The organism is Curtobacterium sp. SL109, from assembly GCF_026672405.1.
GTDB lineage: Bacteria > Actinomycetota > Actinomycetes > Actinomycetales > Microbacteriaceae > Curtobacterium.
On the sequence record NZ_JAPPRB010000002.1, the window covers coordinates 495092 to 516048 of the forward strand.

24 protein-coding genes are annotated in these 20957 nt (G+C 68.9%); 11 read left to right on the plus strand and 13 right to left on the minus strand.

The window, feature by feature from the left end; all coding sequences use genetic code 11:
* Window positions 1-2: 2 nt before the first annotated feature.
* From OVA28_RS03745 to OVA28_RS03765, 5 genes are read right to left on the minus strand one after another with little or no spacing between them, the layout of a single operon-like run.
* Entirely contained in the window at window positions 3-755 is a 753-nt protein-coding gene (locus OVA28_RS03745; protein WP_267420318.1) for an amino acid ABC transporter ATP-binding protein, read from the minus strand.
* A 29-nt stretch (window positions 756-784) separates the two neighbouring features.
* On the minus strand, window positions 785-1765 hold the full coding sequence (locus OVA28_RS03750; protein WP_268095815.1) for an amino acid ABC transporter permease: 981 nt from the start codon (window positions 1763-1765) through the stop codon (window positions 785-787).
* Between the two features lies 1 nt (window position 1766).
* Window positions 1767-2714 (minus strand): ABC transporter substrate-binding protein, encoded by a 948-nt coding sequence (locus OVA28_RS03755; protein ID WP_268095816.1) that lies wholly within the window; start codon window positions 2712-2714, stop codon window positions 1767-1769.
* Window positions 2715-2730: 16 nt separating this feature from the next.
* Window positions 2731-3654, minus strand: coding sequence for an N-acetylglucosamine kinase (locus tag OVA28_RS03760; RefSeq protein ID WP_268095817.1), 924 nt, complete (start codon window positions 3652-3654; stop codon window positions 2731-2733).
* Window positions 3651-4682: an SIS domain-containing protein gene (locus tag OVA28_RS03765; protein WP_268095818.1), complete on the minus strand. Its 1032-nt coding sequence runs from the start codon at window positions 4680-4682 to the stop codon at window positions 3651-3653. The genes OVA28_RS03760 and OVA28_RS03765 overlap by 4 nt, the downstream gene beginning before the upstream one ends.
* Window positions 4683-4814: 132 nt before the next feature.
* Between OVA28_RS03765 and OVA28_RS03770 the strand changes: the two genes are divergently transcribed.
* The 3 genes from OVA28_RS03770 to OVA28_RS03780 all read left to right on the plus strand — a co-directional run bounded on the left by OVA28_RS03770 (window position 4815) and on the right by OVA28_RS03780 (window position 7199).
* Window positions 4815-6014, plus strand: coding sequence for an ROK family transcriptional regulator (locus tag OVA28_RS03770; protein ID WP_268095819.1), 1200 nt, complete (start codon window positions 4815-4817; stop codon window positions 6012-6014).
* Window positions 6015-6150: 136 nt separating this feature from the next.
* Window positions 6151-6624, plus strand: a complete 474-nt coding sequence (locus tag OVA28_RS03775) for an ASCH domain-containing protein (protein ID WP_442780819.1) — start codon at window positions 6151-6153, stop codon at window positions 6622-6624.
* The gene (locus OVA28_RS03780; RefSeq protein ID WP_268095820.1) at window positions 6621-7199 is read left to right on the plus strand and encodes an acetyltransferase; all 579 of its coding nucleotides are present in this window, start codon (window positions 6621-6623) and stop codon (window positions 7197-7199) included. Before OVA28_RS03775 ends, OVA28_RS03780 begins: the two co-directional genes overlap by 4 nt.
* On the opposite strand, the gene OVA28_RS03785 is transcribed toward OVA28_RS03780, so the two are convergent.
* The 3 genes from OVA28_RS03785 to OVA28_RS19090 all read right to left on the minus strand — a co-directional run bounded on the left by OVA28_RS03785 (window position 7196) and on the right by OVA28_RS19090 (window position 9212).
* Window positions 7196-7819: a class I SAM-dependent methyltransferase gene (locus tag OVA28_RS03785; protein WP_268095821.1), complete on the minus strand. Its 624-nt coding sequence runs from the start codon at window positions 7817-7819 to the stop codon at window positions 7196-7198. The genes OVA28_RS03780 and OVA28_RS03785 overlap by 4 nt on opposite strands.
* 144 nt (window positions 7820-7963) lie before the next feature.
* Complete coding sequence (locus tag OVA28_RS03790; RefSeq protein WP_268095822.1) at window positions 7964-8419, minus strand: hypothetical protein; 456 nt, start codon at window positions 8417-8419, stop codon at window positions 7964-7966.
* Between the two features lie 310 nt (window positions 8420-8729).
* A complete protein-coding gene (locus OVA28_RS19090) occupies window positions 8730-9212 on the minus strand; it encodes a CPBP family intramembrane glutamic endopeptidase (protein ID WP_326493733.1) in 483 nt (160 codons plus the stop codon).
* A 251-nt stretch (window positions 9213-9463) separates the two neighbouring features.
* On the opposite strand from OVA28_RS19090, the gene OVA28_RS03800 reads away from it, so the two are divergent.
* The gene (locus tag OVA28_RS03800; protein ID WP_268095824.1) at window positions 9464-10177 is read left to right on the plus strand and encodes an SDR family oxidoreductase; all 714 of its coding nucleotides are present in this window, start codon (window positions 9464-9466) and stop codon (window positions 10175-10177) included.
* A gap of 154 nt (window positions 10178-10331) precedes the next feature.
* Here the strand turns inward: OVA28_RS03800 and OVA28_RS03805 are convergent, their stop codons facing one another.
* Entirely contained in the window at window positions 10332-11561 is a 1230-nt protein-coding gene (locus tag OVA28_RS03805) for a hypothetical protein (protein ID WP_268095825.1), read from the minus strand.
* Window positions 11562-12123: 562 nt separating this feature from the next.
* Window positions 12124-12477, minus strand: coding sequence for an ArsR/SmtB family transcription factor (locus OVA28_RS03810; protein WP_268095826.1), 354 nt, complete (start codon window positions 12475-12477; stop codon window positions 12124-12126).
* 116 nt (window positions 12478-12593) lie between these two features.
* On the opposite strand from OVA28_RS03810, the gene OVA28_RS03815 reads away from it, so the two are divergent.
* The 7 genes from OVA28_RS03815 (at window position 12594) to OVA28_RS03845 (ending at window position 18783) form a co-directional block, all read left to right on the plus strand.
* Complete coding sequence (locus tag OVA28_RS03815; protein WP_268095827.1) at window positions 12594-13997, plus strand: FAD-dependent oxidoreductase; 1404 nt, start codon at window positions 12594-12596, stop codon at window positions 13995-13997.
* A gap of 5 nt (window positions 13998-14002) precedes the next feature.
* On the plus strand, window positions 14003-15400 hold the full coding sequence (locus OVA28_RS03820; RefSeq protein ID WP_268095828.1) for an arsenic transporter: 1398 nt from the start codon (window positions 14003-14005) through the stop codon (window positions 15398-15400).
* 19 nt (window positions 15401-15419) lie between these two features.
* On the plus strand, window positions 15420-15836 hold the full coding sequence (locus tag OVA28_RS03825) for an arsenate reductase ArsC (RefSeq protein ID WP_268095830.1): 417 nt from the start codon (window positions 15420-15422) through the stop codon (window positions 15834-15836).
* A gap of 20 nt (window positions 15837-15856) precedes the next feature.
* Complete coding sequence (locus OVA28_RS03830) at window positions 15857-17263, plus strand: FAD-dependent oxidoreductase (RefSeq protein WP_268095831.1); 1407 nt, start codon at window positions 15857-15859, stop codon at window positions 17261-17263.
* A gap of 12 nt (window positions 17264-17275) precedes the next feature.
* Window positions 17276-17671, plus strand: coding sequence for an arsenate-mycothiol transferase ArsC (locus OVA28_RS03835; RefSeq protein ID WP_268095832.1), 396 nt, complete (start codon window positions 17276-17278; stop codon window positions 17669-17671).
* Window positions 17668-18186 (plus strand): GNAT family N-acetyltransferase, encoded by a 519-nt coding sequence (locus tag OVA28_RS03840; protein ID WP_268095833.1) that lies wholly within the window; start codon window positions 17668-17670, stop codon window positions 18184-18186. The genes OVA28_RS03835 and OVA28_RS03840 overlap by 4 nt, the downstream gene beginning before the upstream one ends.
* Window positions 18187-18555: 369 nt before the next feature.
* Window positions 18556-18783 (plus strand): hypothetical protein, encoded by a 228-nt coding sequence (locus OVA28_RS03845; protein WP_268095834.1) that lies wholly within the window; start codon window positions 18556-18558, stop codon window positions 18781-18783.
* Between the two features lie 777 nt (window positions 18784-19560).
* Here the strand turns inward: OVA28_RS03845 and OVA28_RS03850 are convergent.
* The 3 genes from OVA28_RS03850 to OVA28_RS03860 all read right to left on the minus strand — a co-directional run bounded on the left by OVA28_RS03850 (window position 19561) and on the right by OVA28_RS03860 (window position 20932).
* Window positions 19561-19710: a hypothetical protein gene (locus OVA28_RS03850; protein ID WP_165931463.1), complete on the minus strand. Its 150-nt coding sequence runs from the start codon at window positions 19708-19710 to the stop codon at window positions 19561-19563.
* 314 nt (window positions 19711-20024) lie between these two features.
* Window positions 20025-20603 carry a hypothetical protein gene (locus OVA28_RS03855; RefSeq protein WP_268095835.1) on the minus strand — a complete coding sequence of 193 codons (579 nt, stop codon included), beginning with the start codon at window positions 20601-20603 and terminating at the stop codon, window positions 20025-20027.
* 122 nt (window positions 20604-20725) lie between these two features.
* Window positions 20726-20932, minus strand: a complete 207-nt coding sequence (locus tag OVA28_RS03860; protein WP_268095836.1) for a hypothetical protein — start codon at window positions 20930-20932, stop codon at window positions 20726-20728.
* Window positions 20933-20957 lie beyond the last annotated feature (25 nt).

The window sequence follows — 20957 nt, forward strand, 5'->3', positions numbered from 1 at the left end:
TCTCAGGCGACCTTGCGCAGGAACGCACGCGTGCGAGCGTGCTGCGGGTCGTCGAACACCGCGTTCGGTGGCCCCTGCTCGACGATCACGCCACCGTCCATGACGACGACCCGATCCGCCACGTCGCGTGCGAAGCCCATCTCGTGCGTGACGACCACCATCGTCATGCCGTCTCCCGCGAGACCCCGCATCACGTCGAGCACCTCCCCGACGAGTTCCGGGTCCAGGGCACTCGTCGGTTCGTCGAAGAGCATGAGCTTCGGTTTCGACGTCAGCGCACGCGCGATCGCCACGCGCTGCTGCTGGCCGCCGGAGAGCTGCCCCGGGTAGGCGCGCTCCTTGCCGGACAGGCCGACCCGCGCGAGCATCGCGGCGGCTCGCTCCGTCGCGGAGGCGCGGTCCTCGCGTCCGATGAGCACCGGAGCCTCGATGAGGTTCTGCATCACCGTGCGGTGCGGGAACAGGTTGAACTGCTGGAACACCATCGCCATCGATGCCCGCTGCTTCGCGATCTCCTTCTCGCTGCGCTCGACGAGGTACCCGCGCCGCTCGCGGTACCCGACGATCTCTCCGTCGACGACGATCCGACCGGCGCTGATCCGTTCCAGGTGGTTGACGCACCGGAGGAACGTCGTCTTGCCCGAGCCGGATGAACCGAGCAGGCAGACGACCTCGCCGGCATGGACGTCGAGGTCCAGCCCGTTGAGGACGGGGGTCGACCCGAAGTGCTTGTGCACGCCGCGGGCAGAGATCATCGGACGGTCGTCGGGGTGGGTGCTGGTGCTCACGGTGTTCCTCCCTGGGCCGGGACGGGGGTCGGGGTGGTGACGGTGCTCACCGGTGGGGTGGGTCGGGCGTGCACCCGGAACGCCCGACGCAGCAGTGCGAGCACGGGGTCCTCCGTGGCCGCCGGGCCGCGCACGGCGTAGTGGCGCTCGATCTGGGTCTGCACGATCGTCAGCACGGTCGTGACGAGGAGGTACCAGAGGCTGGCGACGATGAGCAGCGGGATGATCTGGTACGTCCGCGAGTAGACGAGCTGCGCGCTGTAGAGCAACTCCGGCATCGCCAGCACGCTCACCACCGACGTCGTCTTCAGCATGCCGATGGTCTCGTTGCCGATCGGCGGGATGATCACCCGCATCGCCTGCGGCAGGACGACCCGCCGCATCGTCATGAGTCGCGTCATGCCGATCGAGGCGGCGGCGTCCAGCTGCCCGTGGGGGACGGAGAGGATGCCAGCGCGGACGATCTCCGCGGTGTAGGCAGCCTGGTTCAGACCCAGCCCGAGCAGCGCGGCGGTGTACGGGGAGATCACGCTGTTCGTCGTGACCTCGCCGAACACCATCGGCGTGAACGGGACGCCGTAGCGGAGCGTCGGGTACAGCGACGACAGGTTGAACCAGAAGATCAGCTGCACCAGGAGCGGAGTGCCCCGGAAGAACCAGATGTAGCACCCTGCAGCGGCGGACACGGCCGGGTTCGAGGTCCCCCGCATCACGGCGAGGAGGGTGCCGAGCAGGACGCCGCCGACCATCGCGAACACCGTCAGTTCGATCGTCCGCCACAGCCCACCGACGATGGAGGACGAGAGGAAGTACTTCCCGACGACGGCCCACTCGAAGTGCGGGTTCGTGACGAGCGCCTGGACGATCATCGCGGCGATCACCAGGACGACGACGGTGGCCACCCACGACAGGGGCTTCGGTCGACTCCGGGCCCGGAGGGGGACGAAGGTGTCGCCCGCCTGCTGCACGTCGCTCATGTCACTCGGCCTTGCCGTTGGTCGCAGGGTTGACGTAGGCCTTGTCGATCGCGCTCTTCCCGAGTCCCCACTTCTCGAGGAGCTGCTGGTAGGTCCCGTTCTCGATCAGCTCGTTCACGGCGGCGGCCACCGGCTCGGCGAGACCGCTGCCCTGCTTCATGAACACGCCCTCGAGCCCGGCGCGGTAGATCGGCCCCACCACGACGAGCTTCCCGCCGGACCGCTTCGCCTGGTAAGCGGACGTCGGGGTGTCGAAGAAGGCCACGTCGACCCGGCTGCTGTTCAGCGCGAGGTTGACCGCCGCGGCGTCGGGGAAGAGCGAGGTGTCGATCGGCTGCTTGCCGTCGTCGGTGCACTTGGTGCTCTGCTCCGCGAGGTCCTCGACCTGCAAGGAACCCTTGATCGCACCGGCCTGCTTGCCGCAGAGCGAGGTGATGTCCTTGAGGGACGACTTGTCGGCGGAACGGACGAGGAGCGACTCTCCGGACCGGTCGACGCTGACGAAGTCCACGACCTTCTCCCGCTCGAGCGTGGGGGCGGCCGACGAGGCGACGAAGTCGTAGCGGCCGTTCTGGACGCCGGGCAGCAGGGTGTCGAACCCTGCGTTGACGAACGTCATCCGCACCCCGAGCACGTTGCCGATGGCGTAGGTGAGGTCGATGTCGAGGCCCTTGAACGTCTTGCCGTCAGCGTCGAGGAACTCCTTCGGCGCCATGGTCGCGTCGGTGCCCACGGTGAGCCCGTCGCGGTACGCGGATGGCACCTTGGCCGCGATGGCGGAGTCCTTCGTGATGGTCCCCTTGATGCCGGTGACGGTGTTGAGGGGTCCCGATCCGCCGGCGGAGGCGTCGCTGCCGGCGGAGGCGTCGCTGCTGCAGCCGGTGAGCGTCGCGACCGTGCCGACGGCAAAGACGAGTGCGGCGAGCCGCATGGAGGTGGAGGTGCGCATGGTGGTCCTTCTGGGGTCAGGGGATCGGGTGGTGCATGCGTTCTGGATGAGGAGGGGAGGGGACGAGCTGCCGAGCGAGCGCGACTGCGCCGGCGACCGGCGGTTCGTGGAGCAGGACGACCGTGGTTCCGGGGTGCTCCGCGCGGATCAGCTCGGCGACGCGTGCGGCGTACCGGGGCTGCCCCCGGACGACGCCGCCGCCGAGCACGACGTGACCGACCGGGGCGCCGAGGCGCTCGACGACCGTGACGAGACCCGCGAGCGACGCAGCAGCGGCATCGAGGACTGTCCGGGCGATCGATGAGCCAGCGTCCGCGGCGACGAACACGGCACTCGCGTGCGTCGCCCACCGTTCGGGGCGCGCGAGCATCATGCCGAACGCGAGGTCACCGAGCGTTCCGACCTCGGCGGCGCCGGAGAGCGACCGTTCGAGTACCAGGTCACTCGCACCTCGGTCGGATGCCTGCAGTGCCGCGCGCACCGTCTCGCGCATGATGCCCGTCGCACCGCCGTCGTCACCGACGAGCCAGCCCCAGCCCCCGGCGTGCACGGTCCGCCCGTCCGTCGTCGTCGCCACCGCGATCGCCCCGGTGCCGGCGATCAGGCCGACCGCGTCGGGTCGGGAGACGGCGTGGCCGAGGAGCTGCGCGTCGTTGACCACCCGGACCGGGACGTCGAGGAGCCGGTCGAGTTCACGAGCGAGCGCAGCACACTGCTCATCGGTGTCACAGCCGTGGGCGCCGACCGCCAGCGCGAGGACGCGGACGGGGACGACGGACCGGACAGCGGCCACGAGGATCGCGGCCTTGCCGGCCCACGACTCCCCGCGCCAGCGGTCGGTGGGCAGGGTGGCTTGGTACCGGACGTCACCCTGTTCGTCGACCGCGCGGATCGCGGTCTTCGACCCCCCGACGTCGAGGCCGACGAGCACGCCGCTCACACCGTGCCGTCCACGACCTGCTGCACCGAGTCCACCTTCGTGTCGTAGCGCGTGAAGGCACGTGCCTCGAGGTCCTTCCCGGCGGCCGCTGCCGTGTGCTGGACCAGCCGCTGCAGCAGTGCGACCTCGACGAGCACCCGCTGGGTCGGAGGGAGCACGGGGATCCGCACGACGGTCGCGGGTGCGTCGACGTCCTCGTCGGTCACGAGCAGGACGGGCACGTCCTTCTCGGCGAGCTGCTCTGCGAGGAGGCCCTCGCGCGCGCCGCCGAACAGCACGTGGCTGGTCGCGGGACCGGCGCAGTCCATCGGGCCGTGCAGGTAGGACCGTGTGTCCATCGCCATCGCCGGGAGACCCGGTCCCTCACGGAACAGGAGCGCTCCCTGCTCGGCGGCGGTCAGGTCGGCTGCGCGCGAAACGATGTCCACCGTCCCTCGCAGGGCGATCTCGGCCGCGAAGGCGCGGAGCTGCTCGTCCGCAGCGTCGACGACCGCGGCCGCACGCGCCGCCAGGCCGGTCCATCCCTGGTGTGTCGGTCGGCCAGCCAGCCGATCGGCCAGGAGCCCGAGTGCCACGACCGTCGCGCTGAAGCCGATCGACGACATGTGGCTGTCGACGAGGTCACCGAGGCCGATGACGGTCCCCGCCGTGTCCGCCAGCGGAGAGTCGGAGTCGTTGACGACGGCCACCCGCTGCTCAACCGGGACGGTGAGGAGCGCCTGGATCGTCTCCCGGCTCCTGCCTCCCTGCGAGACCGCGACGTACACGTCGGCGAGCGCGACGCCGTCGTCCGGGATGTCCGAGCAGCTCGACCGGTACGCCCGGATCCCGTCCGACCGCAGCGCGTACACCGGGGTCGCTGCTGCGGCGTGGCTGGCTCCGATCCCGGCGATGACCACGCTGCGACCCACGAGTGCATCCGCGCCGCCCGCCTCGAACCACTGGATGAGGGACTGGGTCGCTGCGTCGACGACCGCTGCCTGGTCGGCGACGCCCTGGTCGAAACTGAGCCATTCGTGCTGTGCCATTGGTGTCCGTTCCCTTGTGGTGCGCCGGTGACCCGGCCCTTCTTTAAGTAATCTGTCTTAATAAGTCGGACTGGTCAACCCTCGGGGAGGACGACCTGACAGAATTCACGAACACGAAACAAGGGGCGTCGCATGGCGGAGATCACCGTCGAGTCGGATCTGACGGACACGGAACGCGCGGTCCTGTCGGTGATCGTGGACGAAGGTGAAGCCACCCGGCCCCTCGTCGCCCGGAACACGTCGCTCTCGGCCCCGACGGTCGGCACCGCGGTGGGACGCCTCATCGACCTCGGGCTCGTCCAGGCCGTCCGGACCGCACAGGGGGCGCTCGGTCGGGCTGCCACCGTGTACGCCGTCGCCCCCACCGCTGGCTGGCTGATGGGGATCGACGTCGGGTCCACCCGTGTGCACGCACGGGCGCGCGGTGTCGACGGCCGGGTGCTCGCCGAGTTCGCGGTCGACCTCGCGGCCACCGACACCGGGACGGACGCGGTCCGCTCGGTGGTCAAACGGATCAGGCGCGCGGTCGGGAACGGCAACGGTCCACTCCGTGCGGCCGGGGTCGCGCTGCCCCGGGTGATCCCGGACTACCTGTCCGGTGACGGCGGATCGAACTCCGGTGCTCCGCCCATCGACGAGTTGCTCCCGGCACTCGGCGTCCCTCGTGGCCTCCCCGTGCTGCTCGAGAACAACGTGAACTGCGCTGCGCTGGCCGAGATGGAGCAGGGCGCCGCTCGTGGGCAGGAGGACTTCGTCTACCTGCAGGTCGGCGTGCGCATCGGCGCGGGCATCGTGGCCGGTCGCCGAGTGCTCCGCGGCGCGCACGGTGGCGCGGGCGAGGTCTCCGCCGTCCCCGTCGGTTGGCCGTCCCGCCGCCAGGAGGACGCCTGGGCCCTCGAGCGCTACCTCGGCTCGGGTCGGCTGCTCGAACGCGCACATGAGGCCTGGTCGGACGAACCCACCGACCCACCCCGCACGGTGCCGGAGTTGTTCACCGCCGCTGCGGACGGCAACCCCGTCGCCCGCGGAGTCGTGGAGCAGCACGCCGACGACGTCGGTCAGCTCGCGTTGACCCTGGCGGCGGTCGTGGACCCGGGCATCGTGGTCCTCGGCGGCGGTGTCGGCAGGAACCCGGTGCTGACACCGGGTGTCCGCGCTGCCGTCCAGCGGTACCGGCCGGACCTCGACGTCGTGGTGAGCGAGCTCGGGGACGCTGCCAGTGTCGAGGGTGCCGTCGCACTGACCGTGGACCACGCCCGAGGCGCACTGCTCCACGGACATCACCACCGGCGGCTGGACCTGCGGACCGCGGTCGTCAACCTGCCGGACTGACCTCACCGGCCACGACACCTCCCGGTGTCAGTCCAGGGCACGGGCCGGACTGGAGGCTCCCACCGGGCTGGCACCGAGCCTCCCGTCCGGCGGCTGGTCGCCGCCCACCATGGTGGCCAACCGGGCGCCCGCTACCGTGGTCCCCGTGATCGCACCGTCGCCGTCCCTGCCCGCCTTCTGGGAAGCCCGCCGCCGTGAGTCCCCCGACCTGCCGGAAGCCGTCCCGCTCGCTTGGGCCTTCGGCGCGACGCCGGACCACGCCGACTCCCTGCTCGATCTCGTGCTCCGCGGGGTGAAGGACGGGACCGCGTCCTCGCTGTGGGACTACGAGGAGAGCGGCGACCCGCTGCCCGAGGTCGGCGAGCTCAGCGTCATCCTCGACGGCGCTGGGGAGCCCCGAGCCGTGCTCGTGACCACGAGGATCACCATCGTCCCGTTCGACCAGGTCGACGCCGAGCACGCACATGCCGAGGGAGAGGGCGAACGGACCCTCGCCTACTGGCGGTCCTCGCACGAGCGCTACTGGCGCGAGCACTCCGAGAACCCCCGCGGCTTCGCGCCGGACATGCCCGTCGTGTGCGAGCGCTTCGAGCTGCTGTGGCCCCGATGAAGGTCCTGCCCGCGGACGCACCGGAGCGAGCGGAGCTCGAGGCGCAGGGGTGGACTGTCGTCGCCCGGTCCTTCGGCGCGCAACTCGACGCGCATGCTGTCGATCAGCCTCGGTTGCAGGCCCTCGTTGCTCGGACGGCCGACGTCGGTTCGGTGCGCGAGCTCAGCCAGGCCGACGTCGACGCCGTGCTGGCCCTCGACGCCCTGACGATCGGTGACTACCCGGGCAGCGTCGCGACGCAGCACACGCCGCTCGACCGGCAGCGTGCGACGCCCTCGCAGTCGCGGCGGGCGTTCGGCGTGGTCCTCGAGAGCGGAGAGCTGGTCGCGATGACGTTCGTCGACGTCGACGGAGCGGACGCCGAGACCGACTTCACGGTCGTGCACCCGACCTGGCGCGGGCGGGGTCTCGGTGTCGCCGCCAAGGCGGCGTCGGTGCTGGCGCTGCTCGCCGACGGTGTCACGCGGTTCCGGACTGGAGGCTCGGCCGACAACGCCGCGATCCTCGCCGCCAACGACGTGGTCGGCTACGTGCGCGACGAGGAGTGGGTGACGCTCGAGCCCGGCGGCCGCTAGAAGGGCGCCTGGTCGGCGCCCTTCAGGCGCGCGACGATCGCGCCGTGAGGGCGCGGCGTCCCACTCGCAGCGGCGCGGGTGTGCGTCTCGATGAGGTCGAAGCCTGCGGCCTCGAGCTCCTGCGCGAGGAGGTCGGCCGGCCAGCGCCAGGCGGTGACGACCGCGTGGTCGAACGGTTCGAGGGCGTCCCCGAGGAAGAAGCCCACGAGGAGGTGGCCGCCCGGTCGGAGGACCCGAGCGAACTCGTCGAGAGGGCGGGCGATCGCGCTCGGCTCGTGATGGATCAGGGAGTACCAAGCGAGGACGCCGCCGTACGTGTCGGCCGGGTCCTGGAGGGCGTCGATGCTCCCGAGCGAGAACGGCACCCCGGGGTAGGTGCTGCGCGCGTGGTCGATGAAGGCGGGGACCTGATCGACGCCTCGGACGTCGATGCCCTGCCCGGCGAGGTGCGCTGTCCAGTGGCCGGGGCCGCTCCCGGCGTCGAGCAGGGGGCCTTCGACTGAGGCTGCCCACGTCGTCACGAGGTGCACGTCGGACGGGTGCACCGAACTCATCAGCCCGAGGTGCTCGGCGTACTCCGCAGCGCGGCGCCCGTAGGCGGCGAGGGCGTCCGATGGCATGGGCAGAAGCCTAGGAGGACTTCGGCCACGACCGACCGGCATCATGCTGCCGCTCGTTCCCCGTGTCGAAGAAGGCGGTGAGGTACTCGTCAAGGGTGGGCTCAGGGGGTCGCCGAGCCTTGTCACCGCGGCCCCGGCAGCCGGTCACTCGTGGTGGACGAGCCCCGAGCAGGCCGCGAGCGTCGACGACCGGTTCTGCCGCACCGTGTAGTAGGACCCGTCCTTGCGGCGGACCTCGGTGATCGTCTGGCACCGCTTCCCGACCGCAGAGACCGAGTTGTCCCCGCTCCCCGTGGCGGCTCGGAACGGCGTCTCGTACAGGACGCCCTTCGTGTTGACGTACATGAGCGCGACGGCCGAGGCGCACTTGTCGGCACCGTGTGGGAAGTTCTTGAGCTGGACGTAGATCTCCGCGTTCTGGCCCGGATTCCCCTCCGCGACCGTGACGACGCTGACCGCCGTGCACTGGTTCGTCCCGATCTCGGCGTTGACGTTGTTGCCCGTGAACGAGTCTGCAGACGCCGAGAGCGGTGTCGCCAGCGCGAACACCGCCGCGACCACCGCCGTGATGCTGACCTTGACTGCGGTCCTTGCATGCATGTGCTTCCCCCTTCTGTGCTCCAGGATTGGAGCTGGTCGAAGACAAACAGCCCGGCCCCCTTCGGGGCCATTCGAGGCCCCTCAGGATCGCGCCGAGCTGTCAGTGTTCACTCGCTGGACACCACTCGGGAGACGCCAGCGATCCTGGAGATGAGGGTCGGGCTCCTCGTCACTTCGGTTCGGCGCGATGTACGGCCTGATGAAGGACTGTTCTGCGGACGCTCCGCGTCTGCTCAGGAGCCCCCGACGGAGTGGGACAGCACGGTCTGGTCGTGGTGCCGTGTGTGTCGTAGGGAAGCGAGGCCGCCGGTCACCGGGTGGGTGCCTGCATGAAGATGCTGGGGTCGGTGCTGGCGTGCAGCAGGATCGGCGCGACGATCGTGCGCGTCACCCGCAACGCGAGGTACATGCAGAAGCCGAAGAAGAACGTGTAGACCATCTGCAGCAGCGTGGGACCGAGTGCCTGACCCGTGAAGAGGTTGCTCCCGTGCAGGAGGGCGAACAGGCGGCGGAGTAGTCGATACTGGCGAACCGCAGCACGACCCCGATCGCGATCCACATCCACCCTCGCCCGCGGATCGGATGTCGCTCGAAGATGCTCCGCAGCCACCGGACGGTTGCCCCGAAACCCGCCAGGACGAGCCCGCCGATGAGGACCGGGACGGCGATGAGCACGAGCACGTAGCTGGTTGAGTCCTCGTCGCCGATGTACGGCACGAAGGGTGCCATCAGCAGGGAGGCCGGCTCGTAGATCGCGAGGTAGCCGACGGCGAGGACGAGTGCTTTCCACCACCGCCCGTCATCCCAGAAGCGTGCCCATCCTGATCGTTCAACAGTGGTGTTCATGGCCGTCTCCCCTGCTCCCGACTGCTCCGCTGACTTGTCGTCCACGGCGCTCCCGTCTCAGGCCGTCTCACTCACCGAGCGACTGTTGAGACTGGTGGGGGAGCGAATCTCAGTGAAAGCACGCTGGTGCGGGCACGGTCTTCAAGCGGACCATGAGCACGTCTGCGGAAACGATTCCGGAGACGGACGGGAACAGTCATGAACATCGCTGACAGCACGGTCCTCATCACCGGCGCCAACCGCGGCCTCGGAGCAGTCTTCCTCGAGAAGGCCCTCGCGCGGGGCGCCTCGAAGGTCTACGCCGCGTCGCGCACGCCTGGGACATCGGAGGATCCGCGCGTTGTCCCGCTGCGCATCGACGTCACGGATGAGCAGACCATCCTCGACGCGGCTCAGATTGCCGACGATGTGACCTTGGTGATCAACAACGCCGGCATCGCGAACCATGCTCCCCTCGCTACTGGTGACATCGCCGCGATCCGCGCCGACATGGACACCAACTTCTGGGGCCCGGTCCTGATGACCCGGGCGTTCGCGCCCGTCCTGGCAGCCCAGGGCGGCGGGACGGTCTTGAACGTCCTGTCTGCTGCAGCCTGGATGCCGCTGCTCCACTCCTACAGTGCATCCAAAGCCGCGATGTGGTCCGCGACGAACTCGATGCGGAGCGAACTGCTCCCGCAGAGCATCCATGTCGTTGACACCGTCCTCGGCTTCGTCCGCACCGAGATGTCCACCGAGTTCGTGGGCTTGGTCCCCATGATCGAGGCAGACTTCGCCGTCAACGCGGTCTACGACCAACTGGAAGCAGGTCGTTACGAGATCATCGTGGACGACACCGGACGCGACATGAAGCAGCTCCTGGCACTCCCTCCTGAGGAGATCCCAGCGGCGTTCGGTGGCCTCCAGGGCTGAGAGCACGGACCCCGATGAGCCTGCCCCCGATCTGGTGGGCAGGCTCATCTTGCTTGTCCGCGCTCCTTCGGGAGCTGCGCCCCGGGCCCGGTAGGCCATCGCCCATCGACGTGTGCGCTTCTCGTGCAATCGGGTCTTCGCCGTCTTGCGTTCATCACGTCCGCAGCATCCGGGGAAGAACCGGAGCGGATTCCGCTGTCGGGTATGTAGTCGGGTCCGATTGCGAGGTGACGGCGAGGTACTCGATCGGCAGCCACGACTCGGGCTCGGGTGCTCGTCGCTGTCGCGGCCCGCGGAGGCCGAACCATCGCCGCCCGACGGGCGGCGTCGCGGGGGTCAGCAGTCGTGCGAGGTCGGCCCGATCGGCCGGCTCGATCGCGGACCGGTGGAAGAGGCCACTGTCGTGGCGTTGCACCGAGCCGAACGAGAGGTGCGGGCCGATTTCGTCGGCGTAGTCGGTGCCGAACCACGACAGCCACGTCGGTGTCGGCGGCAACCCCTTCCAGATGCCACGAGGGCCGAGACCGAGCTCGCGTTCGGCGGACGTGGGAGACCAGAGCTGCCGACCGGACCACTCCGCGCCGTGCAGGACCGAAGCGGATGCGTACACGGCATCGATCCGGCTGGCGAACGCGGCGAACAACCGCACGACGGATTCGCGGTGACGGACGTCGTCGAGGGCGTTCGCGAAGATCGTCAGAGAGTGGGACGTCACCACCGCGTCCTCCCAGAAGGACGAGCCGAGGCTCCCGTCTGCCACCGAGCCGCTCCCCGTCCACCAGGTCCTGGCACCAACCATCGGCTCTTCGTTGAGGGAGGTGATGAACGCTTCCGCCCCACCGGGTTCCCACCGGTGCTGAAGCGGTTCCGTCGTGCCGTACCGGCGAGGAAGCGCGTCCGGGAAGTGCCTGCGAGCGAGTTCGAAGAACGTCTCCGCGGTTGATGTGAGGTCGAGTCCGCCTGTGCGAACCCACCAGTTGATGTTGAGGGTCGTGACGATCGCGCCGCGAGATGGCTTCGCTGGCCTGCTGGTTCCGCGGCGGTGGACCTCGTCGGTCTGAACGTCGTGCACGGCTCCTCGCATGGCCATGGCGATGCGTCTGGCGGCCCGGATCGCGTGCGGCACTTCGGAGTCCGCCGACCCCTCGACATGGACGACGACCAAGGACGTCGCGCCGAGCAGGACCGTCGTGACCTCCTCTGGGACGTCCTCGGGCTCGATCCGCTCGGGCTGCTCGACGGTGAACGAGTAGCGGCGACGAGCGCCGCGAACGACCGTGAACGACGGCGAGTCGTCCTCGACAACCAGATCGGTGACGAGCGCGGCCGCCCGCAGTGCCGCAGGGTCCAGCTCGTCCCCGTACACGTACAAGTCGTACGACATCGCTCATCGCCCCCTCGGTGATCATGACTGTAGGGGTGTCATCGGCTCTGCTGCATCGACACGACCGTCGTCGGGGACAAGTGTGACGTCATTGTCATCCCGCCTGCTCCCGATGCGCCCTTTCGAGATCCATCGTCGACGACGCGTGACAAGGTGCTGACTCCACGATTCCGCCAGTGTGCCTCTTGCCGGCCCGAACTGGCCTGGCGTCCATGCAACAGGCCATGACCTGACCGCCGGTGAGGTCCGAGCCCGACTGATCGTCTGGCGATCGGACACCTCGCGACGCACGAAGACGCAGCCGACCCTGGTCAACGTGACCCGTCCGTGCTGCCGAACAACGTGTTCGTGTCCGTGTTTCAGAGACGTTCGGTGGCAGTCAGACACGGTTGCTGGCGGACGACGACAGGAGCTGTCGGCCGATCCACTACGTGTCGCCGACGTGGGTGCACGAGGCTCCCCGACGGCGCGCGCGTCACTCGAGGTGGTCGAACATCTTGTCGCCGTTCGCCGACGCGCCAGCGGTCTCGCTAGCTGATCGGCTGCCGGACGCCGGACTCGCTCACCGGGCAGGCGAGGTCAGCAGGGCTGCGACGGACTCGAGCGCGCCGGGGATGAGGGAGAAGTAGGCCCAGGTGCCGCGCTTTTCGCGGTGCAGGATGCCGGCGTCGACGAGGACCTTGAGGTGGTGTGACACGGTCGGCTGGGACAGGCCGAGCGGTTCCTGCAGGTCGCAGACGCATGCCTCGGCGCCGTCGTGCGCGGCGACCATCGAGATCAGCCGGAGCCGCGCCGGGTCCGCGATCGCCTTCAGCGACTTCGCGAGGACCTCGGCGGATGCCTGGTCCATCGCCTCGGTGGTGACGGGCGAGCAGCACGCGGTGACGTCCTGAATGGGAAGCAGCTCGATCGTCATTTGCTCATCCTCCCACGGACTTCGACACGCGTCTATATTTGCGCTCATCGATATCGACGTGCTTCGATGTACTCGCCGGGTTCCGGCTCCCGCTCGATCCGTGAAGGACCAGCCTGATGACTCACCTCCTCGCCGTCGGCGGCAGTGACGCCGGCATCGCCGCAGCGCTCCGCGCCCGTGAACTCGACCCGACCACCGATGTGACGGTGGTGCTCGCGGACGAGTTCCCGAACTTCTCCATCTGCGGCATCCCGTACTGGGTGTCCGGCGACGTCGCCACGGAAGCGTCCCTCGCGCACCGCACCCGCGCCGACCTCGAAGCCGCCGGCATGACTGTGCGTTCTTCGACGTGGGCCTCGGCCGTCGACGTCGACCGTCGCTTGCTGACCGTCACCGGTCCCGTCGGCGAGGAGGAGATCTCCTACGACGAGCTGCTGATCGGCACCGGCGCCGCGCCGGCTCGCCCGGCCGGGGTCCCGTTCGGGGAACCGGGCATCCACCTGCTGCACTCCATGACTGACGCCGAGCAGGTCGTCGCCGCCCTCGAGCAGCTGCCCGCGGGCAGCCGCGTCGCGGTCGTCGGCGCCGGCTACATCGGCCTCGAGATGACCGAAGGACTCGTCGCCCGTGGGTTTGACACGACACTCATCCAGCGCGGACCGGAAGTGCTCTCCACCCTCGACCCGGAACTCGGAACCCTCGTCACCGCCGAAGTCCGCCGCCACGGCGCGACCGTGCTGACGGGTTCCACCGTCACCGGGATCACCCTGGCAGGCGGTGGGCAGTGGCGCGTCGCCACCAGCTCCACGTCCGGCGACGCGGAGGGCACGTTCGCGCTCGTCGTGGTCTGCGTCGGCGTGCACCCGGTCACGGACCTCGCCGTCGCCGCCGGCGTGCAGCTCGGGCAGGGCGGCGCGATCGTCGTCGACGCATCCATGCGGACCGGCGTCCCGCACGTGTGGGCGGCCGGCGACTGCGTCGTGACGCACCACCGCCACCTCGGCACCACGTGGCTGCCCCTCGGGACGACAGCGCACAAGCAGGGCCGCGTCGCCGGGGAGAACATGCTCGGCGGCAGCAAGGTCTTCGCAGGCTCGGTGGGCACGCAGGTGGTGAAGGTGTTCGACCTCGTCGCCGCCCGCACCGGCCTCCGCCAGCACGAGACCGGCCCACTGGACGTGTCTCCGCTGACGCGGGTGACGGTGGCGGATGACCACAAGCGGTACTACCCGGGCGCCGTCCCGCTGACGATCAGCGTCACCGGCGACCAGTCCACCGGGCGGCTCCTCGGTGCGCAGATCGTCGGTCAGCGGACAGCGGAGATCAGCAAGCGCATCGACACGTTCGCCACCGCCCTCCACGCGGAACTCACCGTGGACGACGTCATCGATCTCGACCTCTCCTACACGCCGCCGCTCGGGTCCCCGTGGGACGCCGTGCAGGTCGCCGCGCAGGGCTGGGAACGCGCCGCCGCCGCCGCGAACCAGGCTGCAGTGGACCAGGCTGCGGTGACCGCCTGATGGTGATGGCTGTGGTCGCTGCGGCGATCTTCGTCGCGACGCTCGTGGTGGTGATCTGGCAACCCAAGGGGTTCCCGATCGGCTACACCGCACTCATCGGCGCCGTCATCGCCCTCGCCACCACCGTCGTCGGCCTCTCCGACATCCCGACCGTCGTCGGGATCGTCTGGAACGCGACCCTGACCTTCGTCGCGGTGGTACTGATCTCGTTGATCCTCGACGAGGCCGGGTTCTTCGAGTGGGCTGCCCTTCACGTCGCCCGCTGGGGCCGCGGCAACGGACGGCTGCTGTTCGTCCTCATCGTCGGCCTCGGCGCCGTCATCGCCGCGGTGTTCGCCAACGACGGGGCCGCGCTGATCCTCACCCCGATCGTCGTCGGGATGCTCCGGGCACTGAACATGCCGCAGAAGGCAGCGCTCGGGTTCATCCTCGCCACCGGGTTCATCGCTGACACCGGCAGCCTGCCGCTGGTGGTGTCGAACCTGGTCAACATCGTCTCCGCTGACTACTTCCACCTCGGCTTCGCCGAGTACGCCGCCGTCATGATCCCCGTCGGCATCGTTTCCGTCCTCGCCTCCCTCGGCATGCTGCTGCTCTACTTCGGCAGGAGCATCCCAAAGCGGTACGACGTCCTCGCCCTCACCAGCCCCGCCGCTGCGATCACGGACCGGGCGACGTTCCGCGCCGGATGGGTCGTCCTCGCGCTACTGCTCGTCGGCTACTTCGCCGCCGACCCACTCGGCGTCCCCCTCGCCGCCGTCGCCGGCGTCGGAGCAGTCGTGATCGTGCTCGTTGCCGCCCGGCAGCCCGCGTTCCTCTTCGCCCGCGCGGAGACCGCGCCGGTCCTCGTCAGCACGGGCGGCACAGCCACCGTCACCGCCGGCAGCACCGGACCGGGTGCGCCGTCGGGGCGGGTGATTCCGGTGTGGAAGACCATCCGGGAGGCGCCGTGGCAGATCGTGCTGTTCTCCATCGGCATGTACCTCGTCGTCTACGGCCTCCAGAACCAGGGCCTCACCGACCACCTCGCGAAGCTGTTCGACGTATTCGGCGACCACGGGGTCCTCGTCACCGCACTCGGCGTCGGGTTCGTGATCGCGATCCTCGCCTCCCTGATGAACAACATGCCCACCGTCCTCGTCGCCGCCCTCGCCATCGGCGGTGCCGGCGCGACCGGGCTCACGCACGAGGTGATGGTCTACGCCAACGTCATCGGCTCCGACCTCGGCCCGAAGATCACCCCCATCGGCTCCCTCGCGACCCTGCTGTGGTTGCACGTACTGGAGAAGAAGGGCATCCACATCGGGTGGGGGCAGTACTTCCGCACCGGCATCGTCCTCACCATCCCCGTCCTCGCCATCACCCTCGCCGCCCTCGCCGGCTGGCTCACCCTCATCCACTGAACCCGGAAGACACACACCCATGAGTGACAAGCCCACGATCCTGTTCGTCTGCGTCCACAACGCCGGACGCTCCCAGATGGCCGCCGGCTACGCGCAGGCCCTCGGCGGCGACCGCGTCGAGGTCCTCTCCGCCGGCAGTGAGCCGAAGGACCAGATCAACCCGATCGCGATCCAGGCGATGGCCGAAGACGGCATCGACATCGCCGGCAACCAGCCGAAGATCCTCACCACCGACGCCGTCCGCGACTCCGACGCCGTCATCACCATGGGCTGCGGTGACGCGTGCCCGATCTTCCCCGGCAAGCGGTACGAGGACTGGGACCTCACCGACCCCGCCGGCCGCGGCATCGAGGACGTCCGCCCCATCCGGGACGACATCAAGCACCGCGTCCAGACGCTCCTCGCCGAGCTGCTGCCCACCGAAGCAACCGCGTAACGACCAGGAAGCCGCAGACCATGACGCTCACTCTCACCGTCCCGCCCCGGACAGACGCGGACCGCCTCACAGAGCTGCCCGTCGCTGTGATCGGCGCCGGCCCCGTCGGCCTTGCCGCGGCCGCGCACCTCCTCGAGCAGGGCTTGCCCGTCGTCATCTACGAAGCCGGTGACCAGGTCGGCACGTCAGTCCGCGCATGGGGGCACACGCGACTGTTCTCCCCGTGGCGGTATGTCATCGACGACGCTGCCCGTCGGCTCCTCGAACCCGCCGGCTGGACCGAGCCCCGACCGTCGTCGCTGCCGACCGGGCACGACCTCGTCACCCAGTACCTCGAGCCCCTCGCCCAGACCCCGGAGCTCACGCCGGTGATCCGGTACGGCGTGCGCGTCGACGCGGTCTCCCGGCGGGGCATGGACCGCACCCGCTCCACCGGCCGCGCCGACACCCCGTTCCTCCTACGCCTCCACACCGCTAGCGGCGTCGAAGACGTCACCGCCCGCGCCGTCGTCGACACGTCCGGCACGTACACGACGCCGAACCCGCTGACCGCCGCCGGCCTCGCACCGGCAGCGGACCTCGGCGACCGCGTCGTGCACGCTCTTCCGGACGTGCTCGGTACAAACCGGGCCCGGTTCGCCGGGAAGCGGGTCCTCGTCGTCGGGGCCGGCCACTCCGCCGCGAACACGCTCATCAAGCTCGCCGCCCTCGCGAAAAACGCGCCCGGCACAACGCTGCTGTGGGCTGTCCGGAACGCCGGTACCGCCCGGCTCGGCGCGGACGCCGCCGACGGGCTCGCCGCCCGCGGGCAGCTCGGTTCCACCGTCCACGGGCTCGTCGAGTCCGGTCAGGTACAGCAGATCGCCTCGTTCGAGATCGACGACGTCCGTCCCGACGGTGACCAAGTCGCCGTCGTCGGCCGCCGTGCGGGCGAGACGTTCGCGGTGACGGTCGACGTCGTGGTGAACGCGACGGGGTTCCGGCCCGACCTCGACATGCTCCGCGAGATCCGCCTCGGCCTCGACGACATCGTCGAAGCGCCCCGGGCGCTCGCGCCGCTGATCGACCCGAACCTGCACTCCTGCGGCTCCGTGCCCCCGCACGGCGTCGCTGAGCTAGCGCATCCGGAGCCGAACTTCTTCATCGCCGGGATGAAGTCCTACGGCCGAGCACCCACGTTCCTACTCCTCACCGGCTACGAACAGGTCCGCTCGATCGCCGCGGAGCTGGCCGGTGATCGTCAAGCCGCCCGAGACGTGCAGCTCGTGCTCCCCGAGACCGGGGTCTGCTCCACCGGCGTCGGCGGCTCGTCCTCCTGCGACGTCCCGGCCGCAACGGACCAGGCCGCCAGTGACTCGTCCTGCTGTGCCGCGCCCGCGCCCGCGCCGGCCGCTCAGCCCGCCAGCAGCTCCTGCTGCACAAACTGAACCGGGCCCCGCATGAGCGACAAGCCCACCGTGCTGTTCATCTGCAAGCACAACGCCGGCCGCTCCCAACTCGGCGCGGCCCTCCTCGAAGTCGCCGCCGACGACCGCTACACCGCCACCTCCGCCGGGATTGCGCCCGCAGCCGAGGTGAACCCATCGATCGCCGCAACCGTCGCCGAACTCGGCCTCGACATCAGCGGCCGCACCCCGCGGAAGGTCACGCCGGACCAGCTTGATGAAGCCGACGTGGTCGTGCTGATGAAACCCGGGCTGGACCTTCCCGGAACGCCGAGCGGCCGAGTGTTGCAGTGGTCGTTCCCGGACCCGGACTCCTGGTCCCCTGATGACGTCCGCCCCATGCGCGACGCCGTCGCCGCACGCATCCAGGAGGAGCTACTGCACCCATGACTGACCCCTCGGTCACCGTCCGGTCGATAACCGCCGCAGACTGGACCTCCGTGGAGGCGATCTACCGGGAAGGGATCGCCACCGGAAACGCAACGTTCGAGGCGGAGCCGCCGACGTGGGAGACGTTCGATGCGGGGAAGCTGCCCGAGCACCGATTCGTCGCCGTCGACCGTGACGAGGTCCTCGGCTGGGTGGCGGTTTCCCCGACCTCTGCCCGGGCGGTGTACCAGGGCGTCGTCGAGCACTCCGTGTACGTCGGGGCCGCGGCGCGGGGCCGCGGCGTCGGACACGTCCTTCTCGACGCTCTCGTCGAATCGACGGAAGCGGCCGGCATCTGGACCATCCAGTCCGGGATCTTCCCCGAGAACACCGCTTCCCGCACCCTTCATGCCCGCCACGGGTTCCGCGAACTCGGCACCCGAGAACGCATCGGCCTCATGGCGTTCGGCCCGTGGGCCGGGCAGTGGCGCGACAACGTCCTCGTCGAACGGCGGAGCCCACTCGTCGGCGGCTGAACAAGGTCAACCCGCTCCGATCCGCATGCTTGCAGGCATGTTCCGAAACCAGCTATGCTGTGGCACGCGTCATTAGTGCGCGCAAAAAAGCCAGTCCATCGGACTGGCTTTCGTCATGTCCAGCCAAACCGTAGGCTGGAACCGCTCGAGACGACTCTGCCTTCAGCGCAGCACCCGAGCACCACGAACAGGCCGGTCCCGTCAGGGCCGGCCTTTTCCATGCCCTCAACGCGGGAGCACGCAGCAGACCACTCGCTCCGCGCATAGGGGTACTACGCGCCCACCGCGCGCTCGCGTCGACTCTCGGCGCTCTAGACCCCCGCCCACGACGGGCGGGCTGGCCATACGGCCAAACCCGAAGGAGGCAACATGCCCATCACCGACACCGCGGTGGACATGCTGACGGCCTTCGGCGGCACCATCCTGACCGGCGTCATCACGGTCGTCCTCTCCGTGCTCGGCTTCCTCCTGCGCAAGCAGGTCGTGGAGCTGGTCAAGCATGTCGTGGACGTCGTGGACGACCGCACGCTGGCCAAGGACCCCGAGCGGGCCCGCATCGTCGCAGAACTGCGGCGAGCCCGTCTCGGGAAGAAGTAGCCGCCGAAAAAACGTCAGCCCTCATTCGGGAAGGAGAGCTCTGCCCTCTGACGTATCGATAGGGGTAGTCCATACGAGAATCGCCCCATCGCCCCGCCGTCTCAATAGCCGATCGGCTAGCGGACACGTCTGATGTCGGCTGAGTCTGAGATGCTCAGCCCGTGAACCTCGATGTCGGCGCCATCATTGACTCGCTGGCCACGGTCGTTGCCCTCGTGGGTGTTGCCGTGTCCTTCTGGTTGACACGAAGAGGTCAGAAGCAGGACCTCGTGTTGGCCAGAGAAGAAGCGAATCGAGCTGAGCGCGCTCAACGCGCTGGTGAGGCAAGCGCGGAACGTTCGGAAGCCGCGTCGAGTCTTACCATCGACGCGCTTACCCGGATGGCTGACGCCCTCGAGCAGTTGAGTCACGGCCGAGAAGGCATGCGTTTACCAGGACAGTCAGTGGCGTGGAGTCTGACGCACTTTGATGGGGATACCTATCAGCTCACAAACACTGGCCGCGCGCCCGCTCGTGAGGTCAGAATTTCGACGCACGAGACACTCCTGGTTCCGAGCCCGCTTCCGGACGGCGAGACCGTGGGGCCCGGTGAGGCACTCACCTTCATGGCGTTAAGAACAATGGGAACCTCAGACTCGACGATCACTGTCACATGGGCTGACGAGACTGGCAGTGAAGGGCGGTGGCGATACCCGCTCCCGCCACGTCCACGACGCTGAAGCCAGATCCGTTGCGTTGAGCAATCCCCTGGCGCGACGGGTTTCAACGCGGACGGGGTCAACCTCGGGATCGCCGCATGGTTCCCAGCACGACGCAGGCAAGGCCGGCGATGAGCGCGACGATCAGCACGACGAAACTCGCCCCATGAATCGTCGGGTTGATGATCCACACGAGCAGCGCGAACGCGATCACAACAGCACCGAGCACGGTGAGACTCCGAGCAGACATAGGGCGAGTCAATCAGGACGGGTGCCGTCCCGATGAACGATCGGTCATCGAGACAGTCCAAGAAGGGTGACTGCGGCCATGGCGTCCTGTCCGGCAATTCCCCACTGGCCGGCGGGAGCCGCTTCAAGGGATTGACGCCCGCGACGACGGTGTCTCACTGAACCAGTGCTCGAGGCTCGGTGGATCGACGACGTTGATGGTGCCACTTTCGCCCACGGGGACGCGCGTTCGGTCGAGCTGTAGAACGTTGTGGTTCCCGGTCCGAGCGACCCGTGAACCGGAAAGGTCAGATCTCAGTAGTCGGACCGAATCCAGTCCGTCAGCGGTTCAAAGCGGGCGGGCGGCAAAACCTCGTCGGGCGTGCCCGTCCGGACGCTCGTGACGATCGTGCCCCCGCCGTATTCCATCGAGCGGCGGGCGATGCCGTCGTGCTCGTTGATGACGAGTGTTGTCCTGGTAGCCGGATCTTCGCGGTGCTCGAACGTGGCCAGGATGGAGCGCAGTCCGATGTGCTGGAGGAGGATCGGGTGGAAGCTCTCCGGGCCCCGACCCCAGCGAAGCATGAGCTCCGGGAGCACCATGCGAACGACCGGCGCGGAAGTGGTGCTCCCGTAAAAGGTCTCCTCGATCGAGCCGTTCGGGTAGTCCTCGTCCCGGAGCAGCCCGTCTCGGTATCCAACGGGCGGGGAATCCGAGCGGTCGAGTGTCCAGCTCTGCCGCGGCTCGTCAACATCGAGCCGAAACTGCCAGTACTCCTGCGGCGAGTCCTGGTGCACGCCCTCGATGACGTAGCGGGCCGGCTTGCGCATCGCCGCGAGCTCCGCGGCGATGGCGGGACCGTCGTCGCGTGTGAGGACCTCATCGAAGCGCATGTAGTCATTCTGCCCGCAAACGTCTCGCCGGAGAGCATTCATGGGTAAGGCGAGGCGCGCCAGCAGGCCGTCTCACTTGGCAATCCGCTATCGAGCGTTTCCTGCGACGAAGCGTTTGCGCCTCACCTCCGGCGCCGCAATAGGTTCTGCACCACGCCACCCCACAGAAAAAGACCGCAAACGACCAGAACCAGCCCGAGCAGCCACATCGGGAATCCATGATGAGACACTTCATCCCTGAGCGGTGTCAGGAGACACACGCCCCCCATCACCACGAAGACGGACGCCAAGACGGCGCCCAGCAATTCTTTGCCTTCTTTGATGATCACTCGATGCCTTTCGTCCTGGCTCGTG

What these genes read in the sequence shown, in the direction of transcription:
- OVA28_RS03750 (WP_268095815.1), bottom strand. Translation starts at nt 1,765, where the DNA reads ATGAGCGACGTGCAGCAGGCGGGCGACACCTTCGTCCCCCTCCGGGCC.
- OVA28_RS03805 (WP_268095825.1), bottom strand. Translation starts at nt 11,561, where the DNA reads ATGTCGTACGACTTGTACGTGTACGGGGACGAGCTGGACCCTGCGGCA.
- OVA28_RS03770 (WP_268095819.1), top strand. Translation starts at nt 4,815, where the DNA reads ATGGCGGAGATCACCGTCGAGTCGGATCTGACGGACACGGAACGCGCG.
- OVA28_RS03820 (WP_268095828.1), top strand. Translation starts at nt 14,003, where the DNA reads ATGGCTGTGGTCGCTGCGGCGATCTTCGTCGCGACGCTCGTGGTGGTG.
- OVA28_RS03765 (WP_268095818.1), bottom strand. Translation starts at nt 4,682, where the DNA reads ATGGCACAGCACGAATGGCTCAGTTTCGACCAGGGCGTCGCCGACCAG.
- OVA28_RS03790 (WP_268095822.1), bottom strand. Translation starts at nt 8,419, where the DNA reads ATGCATGCAAGGACCGCAGTCAAGGTCAGCATCACGGCGGTGGTCGCG.
- OVA28_RS03745 (WP_267420318.1), bottom strand. Translation starts at nt 755, where the DNA reads ATGATCTCTGCCCGCGGCGTGCACAAGCACTTCGGGTCGACCCCCGTC.
- OVA28_RS03755 (WP_268095816.1), bottom strand. Translation starts at nt 2,714, where the DNA reads ATGCGCACCTCCACCTCCATGCGGCTCGCCGCACTCGTCTTTGCCGTC.
- OVA28_RS03785 (WP_268095821.1), bottom strand. Translation starts at nt 7,819, where the DNA reads ATGCCATCGGACGCCCTCGCCGCCTACGGGCGCCGCGCTGCGGAGTAC.
- OVA28_RS03810 (WP_268095826.1), bottom strand. Translation starts at nt 12,477, where the DNA reads ATGACGATCGAGCTGCTTCCCATTCAGGACGTCACCGCGTGCTGCTCG.
- OVA28_RS03835 (WP_268095832.1), top strand. Translation starts at nt 17,276, where the DNA reads ATGAGCGACAAGCCCACCGTGCTGTTCATCTGCAAGCACAACGCCGGC.
- OVA28_RS03800 (WP_268095824.1), top strand. Translation starts at nt 9,464, where the DNA reads ATGAACATCGCTGACAGCACGGTCCTCATCACCGGCGCCAACCGCGGC.
- OVA28_RS03840 (WP_268095833.1), top strand. Translation starts at nt 17,668, where the DNA reads ATGACTGACCCCTCGGTCACCGTCCGGTCGATAACCGCCGCAGACTGG.
- OVA28_RS03780 (WP_268095820.1), top strand. Translation starts at nt 6,621, where the DNA reads ATGAAGGTCCTGCCCGCGGACGCACCGGAGCGAGCGGAGCTCGAGGCG.
- OVA28_RS03825 (WP_268095830.1), top strand. Translation starts at nt 15,420, where the DNA reads ATGAGTGACAAGCCCACGATCCTGTTCGTCTGCGTCCACAACGCCGGA.
- OVA28_RS03815 (WP_268095827.1), top strand. Translation starts at nt 12,594, where the DNA reads ATGACTCACCTCCTCGCCGTCGGCGGCAGTGACGCCGGCATCGCCGCA.
- OVA28_RS03830 (WP_268095831.1), top strand. Translation starts at nt 15,857, where the DNA reads ATGACGCTCACTCTCACCGTCCCGCCCCGGACAGACGCGGACCGCCTC.
- OVA28_RS03855 (WP_268095835.1), bottom strand. Translation starts at nt 20,603, where the DNA reads ATGCGCTTCGATGAGGTCCTCACACGCGACGACGGTCCCGCCATCGCC.
- OVA28_RS03845 (WP_268095834.1), top strand. Translation starts at nt 18,556, where the DNA reads ATGCCCATCACCGACACCGCGGTGGACATGCTGACGGCCTTCGGCGGC.